Source organism: Pectobacterium parmentieri (assembly GCF_001742145.1).
GTDB classification, from domain to species: domain Bacteria; phylum Pseudomonadota; class Gammaproteobacteria; order Enterobacterales; family Enterobacteriaceae; genus Pectobacterium; species Pectobacterium parmentieri.
Window position 1 is genome coordinate 3,139,912 of record NZ_CP015749.1, and the last position, 25,259, is coordinate 3,165,170.

The window sequence follows — 25,259 nt, forward strand, 5'->3', positions numbered from 1 at the left end:
TTTTCATCGCCCGAAAAGACCATGTAAAATAAAGGGCTTAGTGAGCAAGAAGGCTATAAGTCATGATCACCACCGACGGTAATAACGCAGTCGCCTCTGTAGCGTGGCGAAGCAATGAAGTCATCGCCATCTACCCCATCACGCCCAGTTCCAGCATGGCTGAACACGCCGCCGCCTGGTCGAGCGACGGCGGGCTGAATATATGGGGAGACACGCCACGCGTTGTTGAAATGCAATCAGAAGGCGGTGCGATCGCTACCGTCCACGGCGCATTGCAGACCGGTACACTCGCCACCACGTTTACCTCATCGCAGGGTTTGCTGCTGATGATCCCCACGTTGTATAAGCTGGCCGGCGAGCTAACCCCGTTCGTACTGCACGTCGCTGCCCGTACAGTTGCGACACATGCACTTTCGATCTTTTGCGATCATTCGGACGTCATGGCAGTACGCCAGACAGGCTGTGCCATGCTGTGCGCCAGCAATGTGCAGGAAGCACAGGACTTTGCGCTGATTTCGCAAGTCGCCAGTCTGAACAGTCGACTACCGTTTATCCATTTCTTCGACGGTTTCCGTACCTCACACGAAATTAATAAAATTGAGCCGCTGAGTGATGAGGTGATCCGCCACCTTCTGCCACAGCAGGCCATTGATGCACACCGTGAGCGAGCGCTCACACCGGAGCGTCCGGTGATTCGTGGTACGGCATCTAATCCAGATACCTTCTTCCAGGCGCGTGAAGCGACTAACCGCTGGTATGACGCAGCTTATGAGCACGTTGAGCAGGCGATGAACGATTTCGCCGCCGCCACAGGACGCCAGTACCAGCCGTTTGAATACTACGGTCACCCGGAAGCGACCAAAGTCGTCATACTGATGGGCTCCGGCGTCGGCACCTGCGAAGAAGTGGTTGATACGCTGTTGACGCACGGTGAGAAAGTTGGCGTGGTGAAAATTCGCCTGTACCGTCCATTCTCCGCCAAACATCTGCTGGGCGTCATTCCGCAAACGGCAAAGAGCATTGCAGTACTGGATCGAACTAAAGAGCCGGGTGCGCTGGCTGAGCCGCTGTATCTCGATGTGATGACCACGCTGGCAGAGGCGTTCTCCGCAGGTGAGCGTTCACTTATGCCACGTGTGATTGGCGGGCGTTACGGGCTATCTTCCAAAGAATTTACCCCGCAGTGCATACAGGCCATCTTTAATGAGTTAGCACTTGCTAACCCACGCCCTCGCTTCACGGTAGGGATTTATGACGATGTTACCAACCTGTCTCTGCCATTATCGGAACAGCACTTTCCAAGCAGTGCGTCGCTCGAAGCCCTGTTCTACGGCTTGGGTAGTGACGGCACCGTTTCTGCGACCAAGAACGCAATCAAAATCGTCGGTGAAACCACCCCGATGTTTGTACAGGGCTACTTTGTCTATGATTCGAAGAAAGCGGGTAGCCTGACCGTTTCCCACATGCGTGTTGGTCCGCATCCGATAAACTCAGCTTATCTGATCGACCAAGCTGATTTTGTTGCCTGCCATCAGTGGCAGTTTATCGACAAGTACAGCATGGTCGAACGGCTAAAGCCTGGCGGCGTTTTCCTGATTAACTCGCCGTATAGCAGCGACGATCTGTGGCACCGTTTGCCGCAGGAAGTGCAGGCTGGGCTCAACCAGCGTAATGCTCGTGTATACAGTATCAACGCCGCCAAAATTGCCCGCGAGTGCCATCTGGGGGCGCGCATTAATACCGTGATGCAGATGGCGTTCTTCCACCTGTCACAGATTCTGCCAGCGGATGTAGCGGTAGAAAAACTGCGCACTGCCATCGCCAAAAGCTACGGCAGTAAAGGTCAGGAGTTGGTTGAGCGTAACTGGCAAGCACTGAGCGCCACGCTGGAAGCACTGGCGGAAGTCCCGCGAGAGGCTGTCAACCCAGACAGCCCGCAACGCCCACCGGTGGTTTCCGATGCCGCGCCCGATTTCGTCAAGACCGTCACAGCGGCAATGCTGGCTGGGCTAGGCGATACGCTGCCCGTTTCTGCCCTGCCGCCCGATGGCACCTGGCCGACTGGCACCACCAAGTGGGAAAAACGCAATATCGCGGAAGAAATTCCGCTGTGGCAGCCACAACTCTGTACGCAGTGTAACCACTGTGTCGCCGCCTGCCCGCACTCAGCTATTCGTGCCAAAGTCGTCCAGCCCGATGCGATGGAGAATGCGCCAGCTTCTCTGCAATCACTGGATGTAAAAGCACGCGATATGCGCGGCCAGAAATACGTGTTGCAGGTCGCCCCAGAAGACTGCACTGGCTGTAACCTGTGTGTGGAAGTCTGTCCGGCCAAAGACCGCCAGAACCCAGAAATCAAAGCCATCAATATGGAATCCCGTCTGGATAATCTGACAGCAGAAAAAGAGAACTTCGATTTCTTCCTGCAATTACCAGAAATCGACAAATCCACGCTGGAACGTATCGATATCCGTACTTCTCAGCTAATTTCGCCGCTGTTCGAGTACTCAGGTGCCTGTTCAGGCTGTGGCGAAACGCCGTACATCAAGCTACTGACGCAACTCTATGGCGATCGTCTGCTGGTAGCGAATGCCACGGGTTGTTCGTCTATTTATGGTGGCAATCTGCCCACCACGCCGTGGACCACCGATGCCAATGGCCGCGGCCCAGCTTGGGCGAACTCGCTGTTCGAGGATAACGCCGAGTTCGGTCTGGGCTTCCGCCTGAGCGTCGACCAACACCGCCTGCGCGCCGTGCGTTTGCTCAAAAAATTAGCACCGCAACTGCCGCAAGATCTGGTGAATGCGTTACAGGAAGCATCTATCGCGCCCGATCTGCGACGTCAGCAGATTGAACAGTTGCGTGGATTGCTGTCAGCCATCAATGACACCGATGCCAACGTGCTGGCAAGCGAAGCCGACCACTTTGTCGATAAATCTATCTGGCTCATCGGTGGCGACGGCTGGGCGTATGACATCGGCTACGGCGGCTTGGATCACGTCATGAGCCTAAGCGAAAACGTCAACGTGCTGGTACTGGATACGCAGTGTTACTCCAACACCGGCGGCCAGCAGTCCAAAGCCACGCCGTTGGGGGCAGTGACCAAATTTGGTGAGAAAGGAAAACGCAAAGCGCGTAAGGATTTGGGCATCAACGTCATGATGTACGGTCACGTATACGTCGCGCAGATCTCGCTGGGTGCGCAGTTGAACCAAACGGTGAAAGCGATTCAGGAAGCGGAAGCCTGGCCAGGTCCGTCACTGATTATCGCGTACAGCCCGTGTGAAGAGCACGGCTACGATCTGGCATTCAGCCACGATCAGATGCGTCAGTTAACGGCAACCGGCTTCTGGCCGCTCTATCGCTTCGATCCACGTCGCGCCGAAGAAGGTAAAGCGGCGCTGGTGACGGATTCTCGTCCACCATCAAGCAGCCTGAGCGAAACGCTGCTGAAAGAGCAACGCTTTCGCCGCTTGAATAGCATGATGCCGGAAGAAACCGCGCAACTCTATGAAGAGGCGGAGCTGGATCTGCGCCGCCGTTTTGACTTCCTGACTATGATGGCAGGCAAGGCAGAGAAAAACCCGCAGGAATAACCTTTCCCCTCCAAACCGGCTTCGGCCGGTTTTTTATTTACCGTTTTTATTATCCTTTTTCCTTTGCCATTCCCTTCTCACCTTTCTCTTTCGCACAGACTCATCAATACAATTTGATTTGCTCCCTCTCCCGATAAACAGAGAGCCGAACAAGGATGAATACCAAAAAATCCAACGCGGATAGCCCAGTTTGTCAGGCAGGGTAAAGAGGGGCTGACAAGAAGCGAGTTACCTTATACTTTATAGGATTATTCGCTCGTTATAGCGTCAAATCGATTTCAACGCAGCAGAGGATGAAACATGAAAGGAAAGTTCGCACCATCGCAGATTGCACTGCACTGGTTGGTTTTTATGTTGCTCGTTGTAACCTACGCGACAATAGAATTACGTGGATTTGCTGAACGAGGTTCGTTGCTACGCACTGTGATGATTGTTACGCATTTTAGCTGTGGCGTAGCCATATTGGTTCTGATGCTGGCCCGTCTGCTGTTACGCCATCGCCATACCTCACCCGCCATTACGCCACCGCCGTCCCGTTTGCAAAGTGCGCTGGGCTCACTCACTCACGCCATCATTTATCTACTGTTTATCACGCTACCGATTTTGGGCGTTGCTTCACGCTACTATAATGGTCGGGACTGGATGCTTTTTGGTATCGGTATGCCAACGTCAAGCACGCCGAATTTTGAACTGGCTGAAACGCTGATTGGCTGGCATGAAACGCTGGCACCGCTAGGGTACTGGCTCATTGCGCTGCATACCGCTGCTGCTCTGTTCCACCACTATGTCATGAAAGACAACACGCTGCTGCGCATGATGCCCGCCAAGCGTGATTAATCAGGCAACGAAGGAGCAAGAATGAAAGTCGCGCTGGGACAATTCGCCGTTGACCGCGAGTGGCAACAAAACGCCACGACAATCGCTGACTTTATGTCGGCAGCACAACAAAACGGTGCCGATCTGCTGGTGCTGCCTGAAGGTGTGCTCGCTCGCGATATTACCAACCCCAACATGGTGCTCACCGCCGCCCAACCGCTTGATGGCCCGTTTGTATCGCAGTTGCTGGAAGCCAGCAAAGGCAGCGACATGACAACCATGCTGTGCGTGCATATTCCTAATGGCGAAGGAAAAGTCTGGAATACGCTGCTGGCGCTGCGTAACGGTGAAATCATCGCCCAATACCGAAAGCTGCATCTGTATGATGCGTTCTCCGTACAGGAATCGGAAAACGTTCTGGCAGGCGAAGCCATTCCGCCATTATTGACCATCGCTGGGTTGAACGTCGGGCTGATGACTTGCTATGACATTCGCTTCCCTGAGCTTGCACGCCGTCTGGTGCTGGACGGCGCAGACGTACTCGTTCTCCCTTCCGCCTGGATTAAGGGACCGCTGAAAGAAGCGCACTGGGAGTTACTGGTGCGCGCACGAGCACTGGAAAACACCACCTACCTCGTCGCCGTTGGCGAATGTGGCGTCAAGAATATCGGCAACAGCATGGTCGTTGATCCTTTAGGCGTCGTCGTCGTTCAGGCACCGGAAACTCCGGCGCTCGTCTATGCCGACATTCAGCCAGAACGGCTGGCGCACGCCCGTCAGGTTCTTCCGGTACTCGCTAATCGACGTTTTACAAAACCTATGCTGGAAGGGGAACGCTGAGTTGGCGATATACTAGATAAACCTGTGCTCTTATTGACACGTCAAAAAGTGTGATTAGTTACACATGTTGTTTCCCTCAAAGGCCATTCTGCACATATAATGCGCATCCGGTCGTTATCGACCCTAGCAGCCCGGCCTCCCTATTCGGAGGCGCATTTATCACTCAAATAAAGAAATGAAAATGAGTATTCGCGCGATCTTTACTTTAGTTCTTGCAGCCGCCGCATTCAGCCAGGCCGCTTTTGCCGTTGTTTATCCTCTGCCTGCGGCTAACAGCCGACTAATAGGCGAGAATCTGGAAATCACCGTACCGGAAGATAGCACGCTGCCGTTGGAGCATTTTGCAGCACAGTTTCAAATGGGGCTGAGCAACATCATGGAAGCCAACCCGGATGCGGACGTCTACTTGCCCGTTCCCGGCAGCAAAATGGTGATCCCTCATCAGTTAATTCTGCCAGACGCACCGCGTGAAGGCATTGTTATTAACAGCGCAGAAATGCGTCTGTACTATTATCCAAAAGGCTCCAAGACCGTGGTGGTGCTACCGATCGGTATTGGTGAGTTGGGTAAAGATACACCGATTAACTGGACAACCTCCGTTCAGCGCAAGAAAGCGGGCCCAACCTGGACACCAACCGCGAAGATGCATGCAGAATATGCGGCACGCGGTGAAACGCTGAAAGCCGTGTTCCCAGCAGGTCCGGATAACCCGATGGGGCTGTACGCACTGTACATCGGTAACCTGTACGCAATCCACGGCACCAACGCCAATTTTGGTATTGGCCTGCGTGTCAGCCACGGCTGTGTTCGTCTGCGTGCTGATGATATTAAATATCTGTTCAACAACGTTCCGGTCGGTACACGCGTTCAGTTCATCAATGAACCAGTGAAAGCCACCGTTGAGCCAGATGGTTCACGCTATGTCGAAGTTCACAATCCGCTGTCTCGCACGGTAGAAGAATTCCATTCTGATTCTCCGGCACCGATCAGCATGACGCCAAAAGTGAGCAAGGTTCTGGCCGATGCCAGCGTGAACACAAGCGAAGTGGATCAGGCAATCCAGAGACGCTCTGGCATGCCGACCAAAATCAATGGCTTGATCGAAGAAGTCACGCCAGCGATCCCGGTTGAATCGGTTGCTGCGCCAGTCACTCCAGAAGCACAGCCGCAACACAGTCTCAACGCGGAACAAAACGCTGCCCCTGCTGAGTCACAAACGACGGCTGAGGCCAACGCCAACCGTTCGTAATCGCCATGATGCGTTGGAAACCGACTTAGGTTTCCAACGCTTCTCTCAAACGCCCTACCGTTTAATCTTTCTGTGAAGCTTCCAGCGCTTGCGCCACATCTGCGATGATGTCGTCAATGTGCTCAATACCCACTGAAATTCTAACCAGATCTTCACTCACTCCCGCCTTCGCCAACTCTTCCGCATTCAATTGCCGATGCGTGGTACTTGCTGGATGGCACGCAAGCGATTTGGCATCACCAATATTGACCAGTCGTAAAATCATCTGCAGTGCATCAATAAAATGACCACCCGATGCTTTACCGCCTTTGATGCCAAAGCTGATAATCCCAGATGCTTTACCTGAGGTAATTTTGTCGCAGTTCGCTTTGTATGGGCTATCCGGCAACGCACCATAATTCACCCACGTCACCAGCGGATGCTGATTCAGGTAACTAGCCAGCGTCTCCGCATTGCTGCAATGGCGTTCGATACGCAGGCTGAGGGTTTCCAGCCCCTGCAACAACAAGAACGTGCTATGAGGGGAAAGTGCCGCGCCAGTATTGCGCAGCGGCACCACGCGGCAGCGCCCAATATAGGCCGCCGGACCGAAGGCTTCGGTATACACCACACCGTGGTAAGAAGGATCGGGCTCGTTCAGCAACGGGAAACGCGCTTTATTCGCAACCCAGTCAAACTTGCCAGAATCGATAATCGCACCGCCGATCGTGGTGCCATGACCGCCAATATACTTAGTCAGCGAGTGGACGACGATATCTGCACCGTGCTCAAAAGGCCGGCACAACACGGGTGTCGCCACGGTGTTATCAACAATAACCGGGACACCGTGGCGGTGCGCAATCTCCGCGATTTTGGCAATATCCACGATATTTCCCGCCGGATTCCCAATCGATTCACAGAAAACCGCGCGAGTGCGCTCGTCAATCAGCGATTCCAGCGTCGTAAAATCATCGAAAGAGGCCATCCGTACCTCAACCCCCTGACGCGGCAATGTGTGAGCAAACAGGTTATAGGTGCCGCCATACAACTGGCTGGTGCTGACGATATTGTCCCCAACCTGCGTGAGTGCCTGAAGCGAATAGCTAATTGCCGCCATGCCGGACGACAGCACCAGCGCGCCGACCCCGCCTTCAATGGCCGCCAGTCGCTGTTCCAGCACCGCATTTGTCGGGTTCATGATACGGCTATAGATATTGCCTGCCACCTTCAGATCAAATAGATCGGCACCGTGTTGCGTGTCGTCAAAGGTGTAAGAGGTTGTCTGATAAATCGGCACAGCGGCAGACTTCGTTGTCGCTTCAGATTCATAACCATGATGTAGCGCGAGGGATTCCAGTTTCATCTTACGGACCTTTTGTTGATCGTTGGAGTGAGGAAAATATTGAGACAAAATAGCAGACTATAATCGGGAAAAGCACTTGATGATGTAGAAGAAATGGAGATAAGTTAGTAAAAACAAGACTAAATTTCAGCGTTACATTATTACGCCGGAGCCCCCTCGCAAAACCACACGCTACCGCTGTACCGAACCGGAAAAAGCGATAAACTTTGTGCAGAGGAAAAAATGTGCGCATCGTAACCTATCTACTCGTATCGTATTGCACCGTCTGCAAATCACAGCTACTTTTAACGTCATGGATCTCCCCACCCGAAAGCGCAATAAATGACTGATAAAATAAAAAATATCGCCACCTGCGAATTGCCTGCCAGCATCCAATTCCCCCGCTACGATCGTCGGACGCTAAAGCCGCGTATCGTCCATATCGGTTTTGGCGCTTTTCATCGCGCTCATCAGGCGCTGCTCACCGATCGCGTTCTGAATAAGATGGGAGGAGACTGGGGGATTTGTGAGGTCGTGTTATTCAGCGACGACACCATGATCAATGCGTTGCGCCAGCAGGATCACCTGTTTACCGTGCTGGAAAAAGCCGCAACGGGCAATCAACCGATTGTCGTCGGTGCCGTGTGTGAATCGCTACATGCCAGAATAGAAGGCATTGATGCCATTATTGAGAAACTTGCCGCACCAGAAACCGCCATCGTCTCCCTGACAATTACCGAAAAAGGCTATTGCATGGACGGTTCGAGCGGCAAATTAGATCGTACCAATAAACTGATTCAACAGGATCTCGCCGATCCGCGTCGCCCCGCCTCCGTACCAGGATTGCTGGCGGAAGCACTGCGCTTACGCCACGAACGCGGGATTGCGCCATTCACCGTTCTTTCCTGCGATAACGTGCCAGAGAATGGTAAAACGGCCAAAGCTGCCGTACTGGAATCTGCAAGAATCAACGATCAGAGCCTGATCGAGTGGATCAAGATTAATGTTTCCTTCCCAAATACGATGGTGGACCGCATTGTTCCTGCGGCAACGCCCGAAGCGTTGCAGGAAATTGCAGACCACCTCGGTGTTACCGATCCCTGTGCAATAGCCTGTGAGCCCTTTATTCAATGGGTGATCGAAGATCATTTCACCGCAGGACGTCCAGAATGGGAAAAAGCGGGCGTACAGCTAGTACATGATGTCCTGCCGTTTGAAGAAATGAAACTGCGTATGTTGAACGGCAGCCACTCATTTTTAGCCTATCTTGGCTATCTCGCCGGGTATAATCATGTCAGCGATTGTATGAACGACGAGAACTATCGTCGGGCGGTGTCTCATCTCATGTTATTGGAGCAGGCACCGACGCTCAGCGTGGTGGATATCGATCTGAAAGACTACGCTGTCCAGTTGCTTGCTCGTTTTTCCAACCCAGCGCTCAAACATCGGACTTGGCAAATTGCAATGGACGGTTCACAGAAACTGCCTCAACGCATGTTGGAATCGCTACGTTGGCATGTGCGCAATGGAGGAGACTATCGTGCTCTGGCATTGGGGATCGCGGGTTGGATGCGCTATGTCAGCGGAAAAGATGATGCGGGCAACTCGATCGAAATTCGCGATCCGTTGGCTGACAAGTTTGAGCTCATCGTTTCGGAAACCTCAGATAGTGCCGAGCGGGTCAGTGCGTTTCTCAATATTCGTTCTATTTTCGGCGAAGACCTGCCAGTCAACCACGATGTATTCAATGCTATCGCGCAGGCTTATCTGAAGCTGCGCGATCACGGCGCAAAGAACACCGTGGCCGCACTGATACACGACGTTAAATAATAATAAACCCAAGCAACGCAAGGTAAATCGCACTTTGGATGCCCAGCCCCAGAGTGCGGCTTTTGCCTTTTGTTTCATCCAGCCACGGCAGCGCTGACCAACTCATTCCCCCTCCAATAACCGCGATCGCCAACATCGCTACGGCTATCAGCCAGACGAGCTTATCCAGTAGCGAGTTGGGAAACAAAATTTGCAATGCGGAAACCACAAGAAACAACGTGCCGCAGCGTAATACCCCGACCAAGATACCCGCGCGATCTCTCAGCCCACGCGGGGCCGAAGAAGGTAGCCAAGCCTGAAAAGCAAACAACCCAACTACAGCAATAAAAATCACATAAATAATGGCGTAGACCAGCAAATGACTCACGTTACAACTCCTGATGAGGGAATACGATAAAGCACACGGCTCGGGATGATGACGACATTTTCTCTATAAGGTCAATGCGTTATTACACACTATGCTATCGATTTGTCGGGCAGGGCTCAATATTTCCTCGTCACCCGTTTGCATACATACCACCTCATCGTAATAAATCTACACATTTTGTAAATTTAGAACACAAAAGAAAAATCAAAAAAAAATAAAAAGCAAATTAAAATATCTAATTTCATGATCAACCTGACAGATCGTCATTAAAAGCACTCGAAAGCGTGATCGTCAGTTTACTTTCTTTTCAATAGAGCAAATTATAAAGAAATGATAGTTCAATTGAACTGAAATATTGTTTCATATTTGTAATTAGGCTGATCATGAATAAACCAATCTCTTTTAAACACACCTTCTGCTACGGCAGTGCAAACCTGCTTGGCAGTGGCGCGCTCGCTATCAGCGGCGCATGGCTGATGTACTTTTACACCACGTTTTGTGGATTAACATTGGTTCAAGCTGCTGCTATTTTCTCCGTTGCCAGCATCATTGATGCTATCAGTAACCCGATCATGGGGTACATCAGCGATAACTTCTACAACACCCGTATTGGTCGCCGATTTGGACGCCGACGCTTCTTTATTTTGCTGGGTGCCCCTTTGGTTCTGGTCTACCCCATGCTGTGGGTTGAAGGCTTTGGCTTCTGGTACTATCTGGCGACATACGTGCTGTTCGAGCTGATTTATACCTCGATCATGGTGCCGTATGAAACGCTGGCTACCGAAATGACCTCCGACTTTAAATTGCGCTCTAAGCTGACAGGTTCTAAAGCCATTTTCGGTAAAATCGCCAATTTTCTGGCAGCATTCATTCCAGGACAGTTTATTGCCGTCTACGGTAAAGACTCTGCGACCCCCTTCTTCTATACCGGTCTGGTCTATGGTGCCATTATGTGTACGGCGATGATCTCACTGTATATGACATCCTGGGAGCGTCCGGTAAACGAAATCGTCCGTGAAAGTACGTCCAGCCTGTGGCAAGCCATGAAAAAGCTGAGCGTAGATATGGCCTCCACCTTCCGCCTGCGTATTTTCCGCAAGCATCTGGGGATGTACCTGTTTGGCTTCGGCGCTGAATGGCTTTTCGCTTCCGCATTTACCTACTTCATCGTCTTTGGCCTGAAACAGAATACGGCGTTGGTGTCACACCTCAACAGTTTCAGCTCGGTCATGCAGCTCATTTCTACCGCAGCCTTCATCGGTATTTGCGTGAAAATGGGCTTTGCACGGCCGTTCCGTCTGGCACTGATGGTGGTGATTGTCAGCGTATTGGCCTATGCCGCGCTCTATTTTGCGAACTGGTCAGAAGACATGACCATCTTCGTCCTGTTTGCCATTACCGCTGTATTTGGCTTGAGCACTGGTGGTATCTACTACATTCCCTGGACGGTTTATACCTTCCTGGCCGATGTGGATGAAGTCCTGACCGGACGTCGCCGCGAGGGTATTTACGCAGGTGCAATGACGTTTGCTGGCAAAATGGTACGTTCCGTTATTGTCTTCGCAATGGGCTGGACGCTGAGCCAATTCGGCTTTGTCTCTGGGCAATCTGTACAGCCGGAATCTGCCGTACAGGCGATTGTTGGCGTGTTCTCACTGGGCGTTATCGCTCTGGCGCTGGTGGCAATTTACTACACGACGCAGATGAAGCTGGATCGTAAGAACCACGGCATTCTGCTAGAAGAGATTGCGCGTATCAAAGCGGGTGGAGCCATTAGCGATATACCGCCTCATGCTCGTGCTGTTGCGGAAGAGTTGACGGGTTGGGAATATGAGAAGTGCTGGGGTAACAACCCGTTAGGTGTTCAGTCAGAAGAAACAAAACCACAGGTTGCGACGGCACAGCATTAATTGAAACCCGTCATCGATTGAAAACAGGCGGTCATTAAAAACCGCCATCAGTTAAAAGCCATCATCACTTAAAAACAATCAGCCCAATCTTGTATTGGGCTGATTCATTTTGTTTTTTTGATTAGCTAAGTAAGCCAGACATCGCAGGCGATCGTGTCAATCACCTGCCGAAATGCAGGGTTAAATCAGCGCAGCTTCTTTCAATTCACTTTTCAGGTAGGCGTAGTATATCGGGGCGGCAATTACACCAGACAAGCCGAATGCCGCTTCAAACACCAGCATCGCCAATAGGATTTCCCACGCGTGTGCTTTGATCCTCGTCCCGACAATTTGTGCATTCAGGAAATACTCAAACTTGTGAATCAGCATCAAATACACCAGTGCAACCAACGCGATCGGCAACGAAAGGGATAAACCAGACAGAAAAACGATCGAGTTGGAAATCAGGTTACCGATAACCGGTAGCAAGCCAAAAACAAAGGTGAGCACTACCAGCGTTTTGGCAAACGGTAGATGAACACCAAACAGCGGCAGAGCACCAAGAATAAAAATAGCAGACAGCACCGTGTTAACCGCAGAAATTTTCACCTGGGCAAAAACAATATTGCGAAACGATGCCGACAGCAGAGAAACCCGACGTAGCAATTCCGCTTTTAGTAACGGTTTTTCCGTGTCCTGATCGACGTTATAAAGTGAGACAATCGCCCCAAGAACCATACCAATAAGCATTGTCACAAATCCATGCAGGAAGCTTTTCCCCATGTTCTGCAACATCACAATGTGTGCCTGAACCCATTGCAGCAACTCATGCTGAAGCTCTTCGATACTGACAGGCAAATATCCCGGTAAGTAGTGAACAATCTGCTGCTGGATATCATTGAGGATATAGCCAATACGCACATTGAACGCAGCGGTATCCTTCATTTCCTGCATCAACAACCCGACCAAGCTGCCGAACAATAGGCTTAACAGGCTGACCACCAGCGTGCTGATTACTGCAACCACAATCCAGCGGGCACGTTTACCGCTGATGACCCGCTGAAAATAGGGGGTCAGCAAATTGACTATTTCATACACCAAAAAGCCGGCAATAAAGCAGGCCAGCAAGCGTAAAGGCAGCAATATAAACAGGCCACCCATAATAAAGAAAAAGCTCAGCAGGCGAGCTTGTTTCAGGTTCAGTAACTGCATGATGACATCCCGTATGAAGAGGCAACGCCGAGAATACCCTTTGTGGAGTATGCTACGCCTTTTTCGGCATCAACAGATTGATATATATGCGCTAGATTTATGTCTATTCTGCGAGTGATAACCAACCAGATATACCCGTCATACTTCAAGCTGCATGTGCGTTGGCTTCGTCCAGTCACCCAAATCACTTACTTGAGTAAGCTCATCGGGACTCCTTCCCTTGCCGCCTTCCTGTAACTCGAATTATTTAGGGCATAACAAACGAAGAGTATTTTTGGTGTTTTATCGGTGAAATACCAGCAGTGTTTTAGCTCGGACGGATATCAATCCACCAGGAAAAACACGTTGTCACCTTCACGGGTAGCGTCTGTGCCACTGCATCAAGTAAGCGATCGGTCTCTTGTCGCGGAAAAACGCCCGAAATCCGTAGATTCGCAACAGCAGAATCTACATGAAATATCAGTCAATAAAATACGTATTTCGTCGTGGTATATCCCTGCCAGGCCGACTTTTGTGGCGCAGATCACTCAAGACACCCACCTTTCCACTTAGAAGTGGAAAATTACTCGCTACAAACTCTTAACGTCAAACGTTAGCTTTATACCGAGGCCATTAATGGGGTAAGACGAGTGAATAACGGAGCGGTAATGAACGACGTTGGAGATCGGGCGGAGCAAACAGCAACCCTTGCCGAGCGTATGCTGGCGCAAATTTACACGTTGCTAAACCACCACGACATCACACCGAACGCAGTACAGCAACAGATGCTAACTTCTCACGTCCGCGCGATGGCTCACCGGTCCGTGACCGGCGAACCGCTGCCGGATGTGGACGCCAGCCTGTTTGACGAAATTTCGCCAGAGTCGATGGGTCTTGCCCACGATGTGGTGGAGGAATTTGGCAACCTCCCAGAGGAAGAGGCCTGGCTGCTGTCAGTCCACTTTGAAGTAGCAAAAAATAACCTATAAGGAACGGAAGATGGAACAGATTACTGTCGTCATTGGCGATCGTTTAGGTAAAGGCCAGAAAGTGGCAGCAGGTGTTGAAAAAGCAGGAGGCCGCGCGGTTGTCGTACCCGGCGTCGCAGCGGATATGAAGCTGGGTGATGTGATGAAAGCGGAAAACGCAACCTTCGGTATTTCATTTTGTGGTAGTGGCGGCGCAGGTGCCATCACTGCGCAGAATAAATACGGCTACAAAGCCAAATACGGCATGCGCTCTGTTGAGGAGGGTGTCACCGCCATCAACGAAGGCTGCAACGTACTAGGATTCGGTTTTATGGATAAAGAAGAATTAGGCGAACGTCTGGTACTGGCGTGGCAAAAAAAGTACGGCGTATAACCATGAAAGAACAATTCACCACCACTGTCAGGGTTAAAGGAAAAGGTGATGAGAAAGCACGCGCCTTCGCCGATGCACTGAACCATGTTCAAACCGCGGTGATGAAGGCATCACCGCATATTTTACTGCGTATTGAACCACAGGAAGTGCAGGTTGTTCATGCGCACGAAACGGCGCGTAAAGAGGCGTTTTTGTTCCTCTTTCTGCGTCGAGAAAGACGCACGTACAGCGTGGAGCTGGACGTTACCGTCAACGTGACCGCCATCAATCTCGATAAAGTGGATTTTGTCACGGCATAACTCAACGCATATCCAGTTTTTCGCCCCGCAGGGCGGCGGATTGGCAAGATAGAAGAGGGCTGACTGATGTTCTTAATCATACTAATAAAATCGCTCATCATTGGCGGCCTAGTTGGCGTCGGCGTTGGCGCAGGGGCTGCACGCATGTTTCATGCGCCTACCACTCAGGGGATGGGCGCATTTCGTACACTGGGCGAACTAAACTCTTGTGAAGGGGATCCGGCGTCACATTTCTCCTTTGGGCTGGGCTTCTTTTTTAACGCCTGGGCATCCTCCGTTGCGGCAGGGTCTTTCACTCAGGATGTTGACCACCGCATTATCCCAAACTGGGGCGCGGCGGCATTGATGGTGAGAAACCGTAATGTTGGCGAAACCCTACACGATCCCAAAAAGATGGCCATTGCTTGCGGTCTGATTGGCATGATCGTGGTGACTTTCCTTAATTTGACTGCCTCTTCCGTACCCGCAGCACTACAGGTGACCGCCGTTAAAGTGCTGGTTCCCGCAGCCAATCTACTAGTGAACATCGTGATGCCGGTGATCTTCTGGCTAGCTGCAATTGACGCAGGCAAAAAGTCCGGCTTCTGGGCCACCGTTTTCGGCGGCTCAGCACAACTGATTATGGGTAACGCCGTACCGGGATTGGTTCTGGGTATTTTGATTGGTAAAGGTGTGGAAGAGAGCGGCTGGAACCGCGTTACCAAAGTGATGATGACAGCAATTGTTGCGCTGTTCGTGCTGAGCGCCTTCTTCCGCGGTTTCGATCTGAAAGTGATCGCATCCTTCAACCTGAGCGCGCCAAACTGGCTGGAGCTCATCCACAATTCGCTCAGCGGTAAATAAGGAAAGACGATGGAACAGAATAAAGGCTTTTGGTACGCCGACTGGTCATTCCCGATTTTCGTCGGCCTGCTCTCTTCCGGCGTTTTCGCCGGGACACATATGTATTACCTGTACGGCATTGGCGCGTTTAATGAAGTCGCGTTCGTATCAATGCTGCGTGCCGGGATGGATACCGGTGTCTACGGTGCGGTAGCGGCATTCGGTGCCAGTTTCCTGTTCGCCCGTATTATCGAGGGTTCACTGGTGGGGATCCTTGATATCGGCGGCGCAATCCAGACCGGTGTGGGTCTCGGCGTTCCGGCACTATTACTCGGTGCAGGTTTTGTGTTCCCGGTTGCGAACTTTGTTGCTTCTCTGGCGACGGGTCTGGTGATCGGTTTGGCGATTGGCTACCTGATTATTCTGGCTCGTAAATTTACTATCAACCAAAGCGACTCTACCTACGGTGCAGATGTGATGATGGGCGCGGGTAACGCCTCTGGTCGCTTCCTTGGCCCGTTGATCATTCTCAGCGCGATGACAGCTTCAATTCCAATCGGCATCGGTTCTTTAGTAGGCGCACTGCTGTTCTATCTCTGGCAAAAGCCGATCACCGGAGGCGCGATCTTGGGGGCGATGCTGCTGGGCTCCCTCTTCCCAATCGCCCTCTGACACACACGGGCACTGAGGTGCCCGTTACTACTGGAGATATGTATGTTTGATTTACTCCTGCGCCGGGCGCGTCTGGCTGACGACACAGTAACGGATATTGCCATCAAGTCAGGGAAAATCGCCGCATTGGGGGAGATCCACGGCGCGGCACTCAAAACCATCAACCTACACGCAGCGCACTACGTGAGTGCCGGCTGGATCGATTCCCATGTGCACTGCTACCCGCACTCCCCAATCTACCACGACCAGCCAGACAGTGTGGGGATCGCCACTGGCGTAACCACCGTCATTGATGCTGGCAGCACCGGCGCTGATGACGTGGATGATTTTTATACGATTACTCGCCAGGCAGTAACCGAGGTATACGCGCTGCTGAATATCTCTCGCGTAGGGCTTATCGCGCAGAATGAACTGGCCGATATGGCCAATATTGATGCCGAGGCCGTGCGCGATGCAGTGAAGCGCCACCCCCATTTTATCGTCGGTTTGAAAGCGCGGATGAGCAGTAGCGTGGTCGGCGAGAACGGTATCGCACCTCTGGAGCGCGCGAAGGCAATTCAGAAAGCAAACGGCGAACTACCATTAATGGTACACATTGGTAACAACCCGCCGCACCTTGATGAAATTGCCGATCTGCTGACCACAGGGGACATCATTACCCACTGCTATAACGGCAAACCGAATCGTATTCTCACCCCTAGCGGTGAGCTGCGAGCATCGGTGGCGCGTGCGATTGCGCGCGGTGTACGGCTGGATGTCGGACATGGCAGCGCCAGTTTCAGCTTTGCCGTGGCGCAGCAGGCGATAGCCTTGGGGATTTTGCCACAAACCATCAGTTCCGATATCTACTGTCGCAATCGCATCGACGGCCCGGTGCGAACGCTTGCAAACGTAATGTCCAAATTCCTCGCCATTGGTCTATCACTGCCACAGGTCATTGCCTGTGTGACTGGCAATGCCGCCGCCGCCCTGCATCTGGAGTGTAAAGGTCAGCTTATCGCTGGTTATGACGCCGACCTGACGATCTTCGATCTACGCAAACAACCAATACGATTTACCGACGCGGAAAACGACAGTTTGCAGGCTGACCAGTTACTTACGCCATTGGCTGCCATTCGTATGGGAAAAATCTATCTGACCGAACAAGGGAGTGCAGAACATGCCTTCGATTTATGAAAAGTATCAGTTAAAACGCGTCATCAATGCCTCGGGGCGCATGACCGTACTCGGTGTTTCCACGCCACGTCCAGACGTGGTGGATGCGGTATTAAGTGGCATGAACCACTACTTCGAAATGAAAGATCTGGTGAACAAAACCGGTGAATACATCGCCAGGCTGTTAGAGGTTGAAGGCGCAACCGTGGTGTCATGCGCATCGGCAGGAATTGCCCAATCTGTTGCGGCAGTGCTGGTACGCGACAGCGACTGGCTGCTGGAAAACCTGCACAGCACGGTGATGGATAACAACGAAATCGTACTACCACGCGGCCATAACGTTAACTTCGGGGCACCAGTCAGCACCATGGTTACGCTGGGCGGAGGAAAAGTCGTGGAAGCGGGCTACGCCAACGAGTGCTCAGCAGACCAACTGGCGGCGGCAATTTCATCACGCACAGCGGCAATCCTCTACATTAAATCCCACCACTGTGTACAAAAGAGCATGCTCAGCGTTGAACAGGCCGCTGCGGTGGCGCACAAACACAACTTGCCGCTGATTGTCGATGCGGCAGCGGAAGAAGATTTACAGTGCTACTACCGTGCTGGAGCCGACCTGGTTATTTACAGCGGTGCGAAGGCGATTGAAGGACCAACCAGCGGGCTGGTGATCGGTAAAACACAGTATGTGGAGTGGGTAAAACGCCAGACGGCAGGTATTGGCCGCGCGATGAAGGTAGGCAAAGAAGGCATCCTCGGCCTGACTTGCGCCATCGAGCACTACCTCAGCACAAGTAAAGAGAGTGGCGCGGAAATGGTCGCCAAAATGACGCCGTTTCTTGAACATCTCAATACCCTGAAGGGCGTTAGCGCCCGTGTAGTGTGGGACAGCGCCGGGCGCGATATTGCCCGCAGCGAAATAAAATTTGATGAAGCCACTACTGGTATTGCCACTGGTGAACTGGTTAGCGCCCTAAAACAAGGAGAATACGCTATCTACTTCCGTGGCTACAAAACCAATGAAGGGATTATCGAAGCCGATGTACGCAGCGTGACGGCCGACCAGTTAGAAATCGTTTACCGCCGTATCGCCGAAGAATTGAACAAGGAGCACACAGCATGAAACTGACGCCAAATTTTTACCGTGACCGTGTATGCCTGAATGTGCTGGCGGGCAGCAAAGAGAACGCCAGTGAAATTTACGACGCTGCCGAAGGGCATGTACTGGTAGGTGTGCTGTCAAAAAACTACCCGGATGTGGCAAGCGCCGTGGCGGATATGCGTGATTATGCCGAACGTATCAACAACGCGCTATCTATTGGCCTTGGAGCAGGCGATCCGAGCCAATCGGCGATGGTCAGCCTCATCGCCCGTGAAGTACAACCGCAACACGTCAATCAGGTATTTACTGGTGTGGCAACCAGCCGCGCACTGCTGAGCCAAAACGACACCGTGGTGAACGGACTGGTGTCGCCAACCGGTACGCCAGGTCTGGTAAAAATTTCCACCGGGCCACTCAGCAGCCAGACAACAGACGGCATCGTGCCAGTCGATACCGCGATTGCCCTGCTAAAGGATATGGGCGGTAGCTCGATTAAATACTTCCCGATGGGCGGCCTGAAATGCCGTGATGAGTATCAGGCCGTCGCTGAAGCCTGTGCGCGTAACGGGTTCTGGCTGGAGCCGACTGGCGGAATCGATCTGGATAATTATAGTGAGATCTTACAAATCGCTCTGGATGCAGGGGTCAGCAAAATCATTCCGCACATTTATAGCTCTATTATTGATAAGGTGAGCGGCAACACTCGTCCATCCGATGTTCGCCAACTGCTGGCAATGACCAAAGCGCGAGTGTAACGGGCTCAGGACTTAAGACTACGCGAGGAGACCGACGTGCGATTCCCTAACCAACGTTTAGCGCAACTATTTATAATGTTGCAGAACGAGACGCTACCACAGGATGAGTTGGCACAACGGCTATCGGTGTCCACGCGTACCGTTCGCGCAGATATCACTGCATTAAACGCGCTGCTGGAACAACACGGTGCACAGTTTATTCTGACGCGTGGTAGCGGTTATCAGTTGAAAATCGACGATGAAACGCGTTACCAGACGTTACAAACCACCCGCTCGCGCGCACTGCGCATCCCCCGTAGCGGGCAGGAACGCGTGCAATATCTGGTGGTCAGGTTTCTGACCTCAGCGTTCTCCCTCAAACTTGAAGACCTGGCGGACGAATGGTTTGTCAGTCGTGCCACGTTGCAAAATGATATGGCCGAAGTGCGAGAGAGACTCTCCCGCTACCAATTAATACTGGAGACGCGTCCGCGCCACGGCATGAAGCTGTTTGGCAGTGAAATGTCTCTGCGCGCCTGTCTGACCGATCTGCTATGGGAACTGACACAACAGAGCACGAAAAGCCCGCTGCTCACTGAAGAAACACTTAATCTGGGTGTACCAGAGGCGCTTGCAGCTATCTTACATGACTGTTTTAGTCAGCATCACATTCGCCTCACCGATGAGGGAGATTTGTTTATTCGCCTCTACTGTGCGGTGGCGATACGTCGCATCAGCGAAGGCTACCCCTTATCGGAATTTAGCGCCGAGGATGGTGATGACAACGTGCGTGACGCCGCGAAGGATATTTCGGCAGCGTTGCAACAATTGGCGGGGAAACCGCTGGCTGCCGCTGAAGAACACTGGCTGCGGGTACATATTGCCGGGCGGCGTGTACAGGAACTCGTACCAAGCACCATCAGTGCCGATGACGATGAAACGCTGGTGAACTACATCCTCGGCTATATCAACACACACTATAACTACAACCTGCAAGATGATGCGCAACTGCACGCAGATTTGCTGACACATATCAAGACCATGATCACCCGCGTGCGTTACCAGATAATGCTTCCTAATCCACTGTTGGATAACATCAAACAGCACTATCCGATGGCATGGGATATGACGCTGGCGGCAGTCTCAAGCTGGGGAAAATACACGCCATATGTGATCAGCGAAAACGAGATAGGCTTCCTGGTATTGCATATCGGTGTTGGTCTTGAACGGCATTACAATATCGGCTACCAGCGCCAGCCACACGTGTTACTCGTGTGCGATGCCGGTAATGCAATGGTCCGGATGATTGAAGCGGTGCTGGTGCGTAAGTATCCGCAGATCATCGTTACGCGTACCGTTACTCTGCGCGAATATGAACAGTGTGGGGGCATTGTCGAAGATTTTGTGATTTCCACAGCACGTATTAGCGAAAAAGATAAACCCGTAGTTACCATCGCACCTTTCCCTACCGACTATCAGTTAGAACAGATCGGTAAGCGAGTGCTGGTGGATCGCACTCGACCGTGGATGCTAGAGAAGTATTTCGACGCGGCGCATTTTCGTATTATTGATGGCACGATCGATCAGCAAACGCTGTTTACTACCCTGTGCGATCAGTTGCGTGATGAAGGTTTTGTCGATACAGCGTTCCTCGATTCAGTGGTCGAGCGTGAAGCGATTGTCAGCACTTTGTTTGGCGAAGGGATTGCGCTGCCGCATTCACTGGGCCTGCTGGCGCAAAAAACCGTAGTCTATACCGTATTAGCCCCGCAGGGGATCCAATGGGGAGAAGAAACCGCACATGTGATCTTTTTACTGGCGATTAGCAAACGCGAGTATGAAGAGGCAATGGCTATCTACGATATCTTTGTCACCTTCCTGCGTGAACGCGCCACGGCAAGATTGTGTGCCTGTACAGATTTTGCAGCATTCAAGACGATAGCAATGGAATGTGTCAGCCGTTTTTGAGAACAGTTATCCCAAGATGACAATGAAGAAATATGTCACCCGCCAGATGCCGTACTCCCATTGTGAAACCGAAAAAATAATTTTAAATAAAATACCGATGTCGCCCCCTTCAGCGTAAGGATCACCAGCGATAGTTCTAAGATCCCCCCATAAAGCAGCGGCATTGCGAGTAAAAAATGACGTTATTCTTAATCAAAATGTGCTATCTGGTGGCAAAGGTTATATTAGCTTAGCCACATCAATAAGTAGACGAGAGTCTACTTATTCATTTGCTACCCTTTAATGTTCTCAATACACTAAAAATTAAGAGATTTTTAAGAAAAAACTACCGTACTTAATAAACGGTTATGGTTAAAGGGATAATTCGCAAGCAAGTGCAAGCAGATAGAAGAAAGCAGGATTAAATCGAAACGTTTCGCTGTTTATTTTAAAGAAGCATATTATATACAATAAAATAGTTAACTATTTATTTTAACTTGATTTTCCAATTTTTCGTGAAAAATAGAAAATGTTTCTTATTCTCCATTCACGGAAAATCAATGCTACCTTATTGTTTTACTCACCGTAACCGTTCGTGGGGAATAATCTAGCGCAATCGGTTGCATTGAGAAAAATGATACTATCGTTGTTAATAACAACAATTTTTCTTTTATCATTATTTTCTACTGGAAAATACGCGCGTCTACTTTTCTGGCCAGATAATCAACAATGATTCAAACTTATGATGCCAAATTTGTTGAAGGCTCAACCGTATCTTGGTTCAGGATCAACAAGGAAAGCACCCGGTTTTCAACGTTCAGCTTAGAAAAAGACAGCGTGCTTAGCTGCTTTTTGGTAAAGCCATCAGACAGCAGATCCGAAACCACGCGCGTACTCAACACGTTGGCATTCGTTATAAAGTCGTGATAGGCAAACTTAACATTGATAGGTAGCACATCATCAATTGAGACGGGCGTATTCATTTCAGCACGCAATCCAAAATGGGCGTTGAAGGCAGAATTCGCGCAGACGACTTTACATTTTTCGTCAATCACTGCCACAGCACGCCGATCATTCTGAACTGGTTGAGAAAGCATGCCTAAAATCTCATTCCGGCCAAATATCAGACTCATTGTTTCCTCTGCATCATGCTATGTAAAAAGATATCTCACAGCGCACCATGACCTCACGGCACACCATTGATAAGCAATCAACCTACCGGAAAATAAAAGGTTTCCGGACTAATAGTGTTCTTACCTACCCTAGAAAATCACCTAACGAAAAGGGTGAATTTCGCTGACCGGAACCGTTTATCGGTTCTCAAGCTAGCGGGGCTAAAACACCTGCCGCCTTACTTGCGTCAGTGATGTTGGGTATATCTATGTTATTTATTTTTGGAAACCGGATATTTCTGAATAAGACACAAAAATAACATTTTACTTTTCTTTTTTGTCAGCAACTCGCTGAGCGGCATCTTTACTCTTTTTAAGGAGGCCTACGGCTGTGCGATGAAGCCTACCTAGAGTGTAGATTATTCACACTTATCTGCTCGTTGATAATCGGATAAATCTACTTCATTAATAGCTACAGACAATTAACAAATAGAACAAAATCTCAACACATCGAACACACTTGACGCGCTAAATAACTGGCCTGCGTAGGAATATACTCTGAACAGGATTTTTACTATCGGCTGAATAAGCGGGATCTTTATACCTTTTGATCGTAAAGGGCGATCAAAAACTTGATAACAATAGATATAATCTATTGAAAACAATGAATTGATCGTTAATGACATTATAACAGCATAGCTAATTCTGCCGTCTTCCATATTGTGACGTATATCACTTATCACATTTTAGTTACCACAAAAAAACTGTCTGTTTTCTGAACCAAAAGACTACCTTTTAAGTAACACCCCATTGCTTTTCCTGCATTGCGTGATCAATCGCGCAAAAAAGAAACAAAGATAACGAGTTAACTACAATTAACCATTATTTGACATAGCATTAACATGTTTAAGGAGAAGCGCTATGACACAACATAATAAACACGCCATTCCCGCCGCTATTGCGGAAAATGCACTGATTAATGCCCAGCAATACGAAAACATGTATCGGCTGTCCGTTGACGATCCCGCCACCTTTTGGGGTGAGCAGGGAAAGATCGTCGATTGGATCAAACCCTATGAAACGATCAAGAACACCTCATTCGACCCAGGCCACATCCGTATTCGCTGGTTTGAGGACGGTACGCTTAATGTGGCAGCAAACTGTCTGGACCGCCATCTGGCCGAGCGTGGCGATCAAACCGCCATTATTTGGGAAGGCGATGACGCAACAGAAAGTAAGAAAGTTACCTATCGAGAGCTGCACCAATCTGTGTGCCGCTTCGCCAATGTACTGAAGTCGCAGGGCGTCAAGAAAGGCGATGTCGTTGCCATTTATATGCCGATGGTGCCGGAAGCGGCTGTGGCAATGCTGGCCTGTGCCAGAATCGGCGCGATTCACTCGGTGATCTTCGGAGGCTTCTCTCCCGAAGCTATTTCCGGGCGTATCATTGACTCCAGCGCCAAACTCGTTATCACCGCCGATGAAGGCGTTCGCGCCGGGCGTGTGATTCCGCTGAAGAAGAATATTGATGAAGCGCTAAAGAATCCGAACGTCACCACCATTTCCAGCGTTATCGTTTTCCGTCGCACGGGAAAGAACGGTGAATGGAAAGATGGGCGCGATCTGTGGTGGCACGATCTGGTTGAAAAAGCAGACGACCATTGCCCACCAGAAGAGATGAATGCGGAAGATCCGCTGTTTATCCTTTATACATCGGGTTCAACCGGCAAACCCAAAGGTGTATTGCATACCACTGGCGGCTATCTGGTTTATGCTGCACTGACCTTCAAGTATGTCTTCGACTACCATCCTGGCGACATCTACTGGTGTACGGCAGACGTTGGCTGGGTTACAGGGCATAGCTACCTGCTTTATGGCCCGCTGGCGTGTGGCGCGATTACGCTGATGTTTGAAGGCGTGCCAACCTGGCCAGATGCCAGCCGTATGGCACAAGTAGTCGATAAACATAAGGTCAACATTCTCTATACCGCCCCTACTGCAATTCGCGCGCTGATGGCTGAAGGTGACAAGGCGATCGAGGGCACATCGCGTGAATCGCTCAGGATCATGGGGTCTGTCGGTGAGCCGATCAACCCGGAAGCCTGGGAGTGGTATTTCAACAAAATCGGCAATGGCAAATGCCCGATTGTCGATACCTGGTGGCAAACGGAAACGGGCGGCTTCATGATCACCCCGATCCCCGGCGCGATCGAAGCAAAAGCCGGCTCCGCGACGCGTCCGTTCTTCGGTGTACAGCCTGCGCTAGTCGACAATCTCGGCAATCCACAGGAAGGCACCAGCGAAGGCAATCTGGTGATTGTGGATTCCTGGCCGGGTCAGGCAAGGACGCTGTTTGGCGATCACGATCGCTTTGAGCAAACCTACTTTTCCACTTTCAAAGGCATGTATTTCAGCGGCGACGGCGCGCGCCGTGACGAGGATGGCTATTACTGGATCACGGGTCGTGTTGACGACGTGCTGAACGTTTCCGGCCACCGTCTGGGAACGGCAGAAATCGAGTCTGCGCTCGTTGCCCATCCCAAGATTGCCGAAGCAGCCGTGGTTGGTATCCCGCACCATATGAAAGGGCAGGCTATTTACGCTTACATCACACTAAACCACGGCGAAGAGCCGTCCAGCGAGCTGTATACGGAAGTGCGCAACTGGGTGCGTAAGGAAATCGGCCCGATTGCTACGCCGGACATTCTGCACTGGACAGACTCCTTACCGAAAACGCGATCCGGCAAAATTATGCGTCGTATTTTGCGTAAGATCGCCGCCGGTGACACCAGCAATCTGGGGGACACCTCAACGCTGGCCGATCCTGGCGTCGTCGAAAAACTGCTCGAAGAAAAGCAGGCCATGAGTACCGCCTCTCAATAGCTACCTGACCCACCGCTCTCCCCATTCCCGTAAGCCATGACGTGGCTTGCGGGGATGTGGCTGGCGATAAAT

General features: G+C 51.0%; 20 protein-coding genes. 16 read left to right on the plus strand and 4 right to left on the minus strand.

The features are described 5' to 3' along the window. The first annotated feature begins 62 nt into the window (after positions 1 to 62). The 4 genes from nifJ to A8F97_RS14285 all read left to right on the plus strand — a co-directional run bounded on the left by nifJ (position 63) and on the right by A8F97_RS14285 (position 6,501). Positions 63 to 3,596, plus strand: a complete 3,534-nt coding sequence (nifJ, locus tag A8F97_RS14270) for a pyruvate:ferredoxin (flavodoxin) oxidoreductase (protein WP_033070940.1) — start codon at positions 63 to 65, stop codon at positions 3,594 to 3,596. Positions 3,597 to 3,896: 300 nt separating this feature from the next. Then, complete coding sequence (gene cybB / locus A8F97_RS14275; protein ID WP_012822656.1) at positions 3,897 to 4,433, plus strand: cytochrome b561; 537 nt, start codon at positions 3,897 to 3,899, stop codon at positions 4,431 to 4,433. Between the two features lie 21 nt (positions 4,434 to 4,454). Beyond that, positions 4,455 to 5,252: a deaminated glutathione amidase gene (locus tag A8F97_RS14280; protein ID WP_033070939.1), complete on the plus strand. Its 798-nt coding sequence runs from the start codon at positions 4,455 to 4,457 to the stop codon at positions 5,250 to 5,252. A gap of 181 nt (positions 5,253 to 5,433) precedes the next feature. After that, positions 5,434 to 6,501, plus strand: coding sequence for a L,D-transpeptidase family protein (locus A8F97_RS14285; RefSeq protein ID WP_014698786.1), 1,068 nt, complete (start codon positions 5,434 to 5,436; stop codon positions 6,499 to 6,501). 61 nt (positions 6,502 to 6,562) lie between these two features. Here the strand turns inward: A8F97_RS14285 and A8F97_RS14290 are convergent, their stop codons facing one another. Then, on the minus strand, positions 6,563 to 7,843 hold the full coding sequence (locus tag A8F97_RS14290; protein ID WP_012822653.1) for an O-acetylhomoserine aminocarboxypropyltransferase/cysteine synthase family protein: 1,281 nt from the start codon (positions 7,841 to 7,843) through the stop codon (positions 6,563 to 6,565). Between the two features lie 321 nt (positions 7,844 to 8,164). On the opposite strand from A8F97_RS14290, the gene A8F97_RS14295 reads away from it, so the two are divergent. Then, a complete protein-coding gene (locus tag A8F97_RS14295; protein WP_033070938.1) occupies positions 8,165 to 9,652 on the plus strand; it encodes a mannitol dehydrogenase family protein in 1,488 nt (495 codons plus the stop codon). Here the strand turns inward: A8F97_RS14295 and A8F97_RS14300 are convergent. After that, entirely contained in the window at positions 9,645 to 10,019 is a 375-nt protein-coding gene (locus A8F97_RS14300; protein WP_012822651.1) for a hypothetical protein, read from the minus strand. The genes A8F97_RS14295 and A8F97_RS14300 overlap by 8 nt on opposite strands. Before the next feature lie 383 nt (positions 10,020 to 10,402). Between A8F97_RS14300 and A8F97_RS14305 the strand changes: the two genes are divergently transcribed. Then, entirely contained in the window at positions 10,403 to 11,929 is a 1,527-nt protein-coding gene (locus A8F97_RS14305) for an MFS transporter (RefSeq protein ID WP_012822650.1), read from the plus strand. A 180-nt stretch (positions 11,930 to 12,109) separates the two neighbouring features. Here the strand turns inward: A8F97_RS14305 and A8F97_RS14310 are convergent, their stop codons facing one another. Next, complete coding sequence (locus A8F97_RS14310) at positions 12,110 to 13,120, minus strand: AI-2E family transporter (protein ID WP_005971767.1); 1,011 nt, start codon at positions 13,118 to 13,120, stop codon at positions 12,110 to 12,112. 629 nt (positions 13,121 to 13,749) lie between these two features. On the opposite strand from A8F97_RS14310, the gene A8F97_RS14315 reads away from it, so the two are divergent. From A8F97_RS14315 to A8F97_RS14355, 9 genes are all read left to right on the plus strand, one after another. Next, the gene (locus tag A8F97_RS14315) at positions 13,750 to 14,088 is read left to right on the plus strand and encodes a glycine dehydrogenase (protein ID WP_071822829.1); all 339 of its coding nucleotides are present in this window, start codon (positions 13,750 to 13,752) and stop codon (positions 14,086 to 14,088) included. Between the two features lie 10 nt (positions 14,089 to 14,098). After that, positions 14,099 to 14,461: an SFCGS family glycine-rich protein gene (locus A8F97_RS14320; RefSeq protein ID WP_012822647.1), complete on the plus strand. Its 363-nt coding sequence runs from the start codon at positions 14,099 to 14,101 to the stop codon at positions 14,459 to 14,461. 2 nt (positions 14,462 to 14,463) lie between these two features. Continuing rightward, the gene (locus tag A8F97_RS14325) at positions 14,464 to 14,760 is read left to right on the plus strand and encodes a DUF4312 family protein (RefSeq protein WP_014698784.1); all 297 of its coding nucleotides are present in this window, start codon (positions 14,464 to 14,466) and stop codon (positions 14,758 to 14,760) included. A gap of 66 nt (positions 14,761 to 14,826) precedes the next feature. Then, entirely contained in the window at positions 14,827 to 15,603 is a 777-nt protein-coding gene (locus A8F97_RS14330; RefSeq protein ID WP_012822645.1) for a DUF4311 domain-containing protein, read from the plus strand. Positions 15,604 to 15,612: 9 nt separating this feature from the next. Next, positions 15,613 to 16,254 (plus strand): DUF4310 family protein, encoded by a 642-nt coding sequence (locus A8F97_RS14335; protein WP_005971751.1) that lies wholly within the window; start codon positions 15,613 to 15,615, stop codon positions 16,252 to 16,254. Between the two features lie 42 nt (positions 16,255 to 16,296). Beyond that, on the plus strand, positions 16,297 to 17,430 hold the full coding sequence (locus A8F97_RS14340) for an amidohydrolase/deacetylase family metallohydrolase (RefSeq protein WP_014698783.1): 1,134 nt from the start codon (positions 16,297 to 16,299) through the stop codon (positions 17,428 to 17,430). Then, positions 17,414 to 18,532, plus strand: coding sequence for a DgaE family pyridoxal phosphate-dependent ammonia lyase (locus A8F97_RS14345; RefSeq protein WP_012822643.1), 1,119 nt, complete (start codon positions 17,414 to 17,416; stop codon positions 18,530 to 18,532). Before A8F97_RS14340 ends, A8F97_RS14345 begins: the two co-directional genes overlap by 17 nt. Beyond that, the gene (dagF, locus tag A8F97_RS14350) at positions 18,529 to 19,266 is read left to right on the plus strand and encodes a 2-dehydro-3-deoxy-phosphogluconate aldolase (RefSeq protein WP_033070937.1); all 738 of its coding nucleotides are present in this window, start codon (positions 18,529 to 18,531) and stop codon (positions 19,264 to 19,266) included. The genes A8F97_RS14345 and dagF overlap by 4 nt, the downstream gene beginning before the upstream one ends. Positions 19,267 to 19,302: 36 nt before the next feature. After that, positions 19,303 to 21,213, plus strand: a complete 1,911-nt coding sequence (locus A8F97_RS14355) for a BglG family transcription antiterminator (protein WP_025919837.1) — start codon at positions 19,303 to 19,305, stop codon at positions 21,211 to 21,213. 719 nt (positions 21,214 to 21,932) lie between these two features. Here A8F97_RS14355 and A8F97_RS14360 read toward each other — a convergent pair. Beyond that, positions 21,933 to 22,325 (minus strand): hypothetical protein, encoded by a 393-nt coding sequence (locus A8F97_RS14360; protein WP_005971734.1) that lies wholly within the window; start codon positions 22,323 to 22,325, stop codon positions 21,933 to 21,935. Between the two features lie 900 nt (positions 22,326 to 23,225). Between A8F97_RS14360 and acs the strand changes: the two genes are divergently transcribed. Beyond that, positions 23,226 to 25,187, plus strand: coding sequence for an acetate--CoA ligase (gene acs, locus A8F97_RS14365; RefSeq protein WP_033070936.1), 1,962 nt, complete (start codon positions 23,226 to 23,228; stop codon positions 25,185 to 25,187). Positions 25,188 to 25,259 lie beyond the last annotated feature (72 nt).

Bases quoted from the DNA above. Each gene is read 5' to 3' on its own strand.
- nifJ (WP_033070940.1), top strand. From the start codon at position 63: ATGATCACCACCGACGGTAATAACGCAGTCGCCTCTGTAGCGTGGCGA.
- cybB (WP_012822656.1), top strand. From the start codon at position 3,897: ATGAAAGGAAAGTTCGCACCATCGCAGATTGCACTGCACTGGTTGGTT.
- A8F97_RS14280 (WP_033070939.1), top strand. From the start codon at position 4,455: ATGAAAGTCGCGCTGGGACAATTCGCCGTTGACCGCGAGTGGCAACAA.
- A8F97_RS14285 (WP_014698786.1), top strand. From the start codon at position 5,434: ATGAGTATTCGCGCGATCTTTACTTTAGTTCTTGCAGCCGCCGCATTC.
- A8F97_RS14290 (WP_012822653.1), bottom strand. From the start codon at position 7,843: ATGAAACTGGAATCCCTCGCGCTACATCATGGTTATGAATCTGAAGCG.
- A8F97_RS14295 (WP_033070938.1), top strand. From the start codon at position 8,165: ATGACTGATAAAATAAAAAATATCGCCACCTGCGAATTGCCTGCCAGC.
- A8F97_RS14305 (WP_012822650.1), top strand. From the start codon at position 10,403: ATGAATAAACCAATCTCTTTTAAACACACCTTCTGCTACGGCAGTGCA.
- A8F97_RS14310 (WP_005971767.1), bottom strand. From the start codon at position 13,120: ATGCAGTTACTGAACCTGAAACAAGCTCGCCTGCTGAGCTTTTTCTTT.
- A8F97_RS14320 (WP_012822647.1), top strand. From the start codon at position 14,099: ATGGAACAGATTACTGTCGTCATTGGCGATCGTTTAGGTAAAGGCCAG.
- A8F97_RS14325 (WP_014698784.1), top strand. From the start codon at position 14,464: ATGAAAGAACAATTCACCACCACTGTCAGGGTTAAAGGAAAAGGTGAT.
- A8F97_RS14330 (WP_012822645.1), top strand. From the start codon at position 14,827: ATGTTCTTAATCATACTAATAAAATCGCTCATCATTGGCGGCCTAGTT.
- A8F97_RS14335 (WP_005971751.1), top strand. From the start codon at position 15,613: ATGGAACAGAATAAAGGCTTTTGGTACGCCGACTGGTCATTCCCGATT.
- A8F97_RS14340 (WP_014698783.1), top strand. From the start codon at position 16,297: ATGTTTGATTTACTCCTGCGCCGGGCGCGTCTGGCTGACGACACAGTA.
- A8F97_RS14345 (WP_012822643.1), top strand. From the start codon at position 17,414: ATGCCTTCGATTTATGAAAAGTATCAGTTAAAACGCGTCATCAATGCC.
- dagF (WP_033070937.1), top strand. From the start codon at position 18,529: ATGAAACTGACGCCAAATTTTTACCGTGACCGTGTATGCCTGAATGTG.
- A8F97_RS14360 (WP_005971734.1), bottom strand. From the start codon at position 22,325: ATGAGTCTGATATTTGGCCGGAATGAGATTTTAGGCATGCTTTCTCAA.
- acs (WP_033070936.1), top strand. From the start codon at position 23,226: ATGACACAACATAATAAACACGCCATTCCCGCCGCTATTGCGGAAAAT.